Genomic DNA, 2800 nt, shown 5'->3' with positions numbered 1-2800 from the left:
AAGATGGGTATAGGTCATTTGTACTCACTCCTTATAATTCTTTGGTCGGAACTATTTTGAGTGTAGCACAAATGACTTTTTTAGTTGTCTAGCTTAATTTTACAATCGGCGCAATAAAAAAATCAGCTCATATTCTAAGTCGATATTTATTTTCTCTTATTATTATAGGGATAACAGCTATTGTGTCCTTTATTATCTTTACTGTACTTTCTATTCTTATTAAAGGAAATATTAATTGGTTATATGGCATTCAATATTTATCACTTTCAATATTTATAGCAATATTTTTTATCAGTATTCAATATCCGTTTTATTATAAATTTGATTATATTAAAGGTAGTGTTATGGCTATATTACCGTATATTGCTTGCTTTGCCATTGGTATTCCTCTTATAAATCAACTAATGAAAAATCTGGTTTTTTATGAGAATGTAATGGAAGTCATAAGTTATTTCCAATCAAATACAGTGGTTCTAATTTTAATGGTGCTTACGCTTTCTCTTGTCTTGATAATGAGTTCTTATCTGTTATCAAAAAAAATACAAAAAAAAGAATTTTGATTTATTTATGAAGATATAAAAAGAATTATTTATATAGTGAGAGGCGGTGGTATTTATGGGAAGTTATTAGTAGTTTCGTTTGATGATAATGAAGAACACTTGTTTCAGCAAACTGTTAAATGGCTATCTTCTAAATTTGAAAGTAACCCTATACTTATTGAGAAAAGAGTAACTGGTTTTGATATAGATGTGTATACACGTACTTTTACAAATGAACATGGAAAATCTATATATCTAACTTCAAAAGAATTTGACCTGTTATATTTTCTCTTTTGCCACAAAGGGCAGGTATTTACGAAAGACCAACTATATGAAAATTTCTGGGGCTTCCACAATGCCCCAGAGGGAAGCAATCTCACATCATTCATACGGAAACTAAGAAAGAAGATAGAGCCGTTTCCAGACAATCCGCAGTACATATTAACTGTCTGGGGTGTGGGCTATAAATTCAACGAAGAAAAACCGTAGCTGTAATTCACATTCATGTGATCTACACGCTACGGTTTTATTCGCTCTTGTTTATTATGTTTTCAAACAGCTTCACAGTTCGCATGGAAGCCTTTGTTGCTTTCATCACGTCCACCAGAACACGTATTTCATATTCGTTGCAATCGCTGAACAATTCTTTTGCTTCCTTTTCAAAGACTGGCTTTGACATTAAGGTTGTATCACATAGCAATTCATCAGCTGACACTTTCAGAAGATTTGCAATCGCAACAAGTGTTGTTAGACTGACACTGGAATTTCCAGTTTCGATATTACTGACGTGTTGTGGAGTGACACCTATTTTGTCAGCAACGGTTTCCTGTGTCATGTTCTGGTTTATTCTCGCTATTTTTATTCTTTTTCCTATGGCTTTAAAGTCAAGCTCCATAGCTGGCACACTCCTTTCATTAAAAGTATTCCTCTATATTGTAACCTTTGTAAAAATGTATTATAATGGTGTCATAAAATAAATCATTCCATGAGTTATAGTGACGAATGCTATAACTGAAATGTATATAAGAAATGAGGTATGTATATGATTGGCTTTAAGAAAAGAGATACAAAAGACCTGTTAAAAACTATTGCCCGTCAACATGGTATTTCCGTCAAGGAAGTAAGGGCACAAATGCAGAAAACCATTGATGAAGCACGGAGCAATCCAGACCCAGAAAAACAGGCAGAGTTCAGTAGATACTTTGGGGACAGGACACCTACCCCAGAAGAATTTATTTATGTGGTGACAAAGAAACTAAAAAGCAAAGTATAATATTGCGGAGGTCAATATATGGAGTTGTTGGAAAAAGAGGAAAGCACGTTTTTATCGTTATGTAGTCCGCATGACCGTGATTTGCTGACAGGACGTGCGGAAATGACATTGCAGGATTTTGAGCGGATAACCTATCTTATTATGACACTGGGTTTTTCCGTATATGCACACAACCTGCACAAGCAGTATATGGATTTTACAATCCAACTGACAGAGCAGATTGACAGGGAGCATGAAATACTGGCAGACTACCCCAATTACTACCTTGACGAACAGGTATTTGAGAAGTGCCAGAGATGGATTGATGACTTCTGCAACCATATCCCTGCTGACAAACAAAAGTATTATCGGGATAAATTAAACGCACAAACAGATTTGAGATAACAAAGGGTTATTGCTCCAGCGTATGCTGACCTGCAATAACCTTTTTCTATATCCTGCTAAAAAACAATATTATTGACGGAATTAAGACGGATTTTTCCTTTATGATTTTGAAGTGGAAAATTGCCTTTTCATATCTGGCATTTTCTACATGGGAGGTCATATCATGGGAAGAAATTACAAAAGACAAACATTGCTACATAACAGTTAAAAAAATCATTCCACACAGAAAGGGGCTTTGCACTAAAAACCGTGTAGAATTTTATCGGAAAGATTCAAAAAAAATACTCTCTTCTAATCAAAGTTTTAATCTGATTTTTGAGATGTACATCGCTTTCATGTAAACGTAAATGTGATAAAAATCAGAAAGTTATAGCTGTTTTTCTTATAAAAAATCCAAAAGAAAAGAACGAAGTTGAACTTCGTTACAGACTGTAGACAAAATCCAATTTATGGATAAGGTCTACAGTCTTTTCTTTTTTATAGTAACTTATTGGGCTCTTCGTCAAATCGTGTTGGTGAAGACAAATTTGAATAAAACTTAGTCCGATATGCGGCGCGTTCTGTGCGCCGCATATTTTTTTAGTTTTCAAAGATCAGACCTTGT

General features: G+C 34.2%; 5 protein-coding genes. 4 read left to right on the top strand and 1 reads right to left on the bottom strand.

Going from position 1 to position 2800, the window contains the following annotated elements:
- Window positions 1-104 precede the first annotated feature (104 nt).
- Window positions 105-560 (top strand): ABC-2 transporter permease, encoded by a 456-nt coding sequence (locus tag ACTFWY_RS17720; protein WP_439939971.1) that lies wholly within the window; start codon window positions 105-107, stop codon window positions 558-560.
- 36 nt (window positions 561-596) lie between these two features.
- Complete coding sequence (locus ACTFWY_RS17715) at window positions 597-1028, top strand: winged helix-turn-helix domain-containing protein (protein ID WP_171313845.1); 432 nt, start codon at window positions 597-599, stop codon at window positions 1026-1028.
- 37 nt (window positions 1029-1065) lie between these two features.
- On the opposite strand, the gene ACTFWY_RS17710 is transcribed toward ACTFWY_RS17715, so the two are convergent.
- Window positions 1066-1434, bottom strand: a complete 369-nt coding sequence (locus tag ACTFWY_RS17710; protein WP_010709780.1) for a helix-turn-helix domain-containing protein — start codon at window positions 1432-1434, stop codon at window positions 1066-1068.
- A gap of 147 nt (window positions 1435-1581) precedes the next feature.
- Here ACTFWY_RS17710 and ACTFWY_RS17705 point away from each other — a divergent pair, with 147 nt between their 5' ends.
- Together ACTFWY_RS17705 and ACTFWY_RS17700 are read left to right on the top strand one after the other, a co-directional pair.
- Entirely contained in the window at window positions 1582-1812 is a 231-nt protein-coding gene (locus ACTFWY_RS17705; RefSeq protein WP_010709779.1) for a sporulation initiation factor Spo0A C-terminal domain-containing protein, read from the top strand.
- An 18-nt stretch (window positions 1813-1830) separates the two neighbouring features.
- Window positions 1831-2196, top strand: coding sequence for a hypothetical protein (locus ACTFWY_RS17700; protein WP_010709778.1), 366 nt, complete (start codon window positions 1831-1833; stop codon window positions 2194-2196).
- Window positions 2197-2800: the final 604 nt, after the last annotated feature.

The organism is Enterococcus sp. 125944, assembly GCF_051909435.1.
Classification (GTDB): domain Bacteria; phylum Bacillota; class Bacilli; order Lactobacillales; family Enterococcaceae; genus Enterococcus_D; species Enterococcus_D gallinarum.
This window is presented reverse-complemented; position numbering and strand designations above follow the sequence as displayed.

Coding starts and splice junctions, on each gene's coding strand:
- ACTFWY_RS17710 (WP_010709780.1), bottom strand. CDS start 1,434: ATGGAGCTTGACTTTAAAGCCATAGGAAAAAGAATAAAAATAGCGAGA.
- ACTFWY_RS17700 (WP_010709778.1), top strand. CDS start 1,831: ATGGAGTTGTTGGAAAAAGAGGAAAGCACGTTTTTATCGTTATGTAGT.
- ACTFWY_RS17705 (WP_010709779.1), top strand. CDS start 1,582: ATGATTGGCTTTAAGAAAAGAGATACAAAAGACCTGTTAAAAACTATT.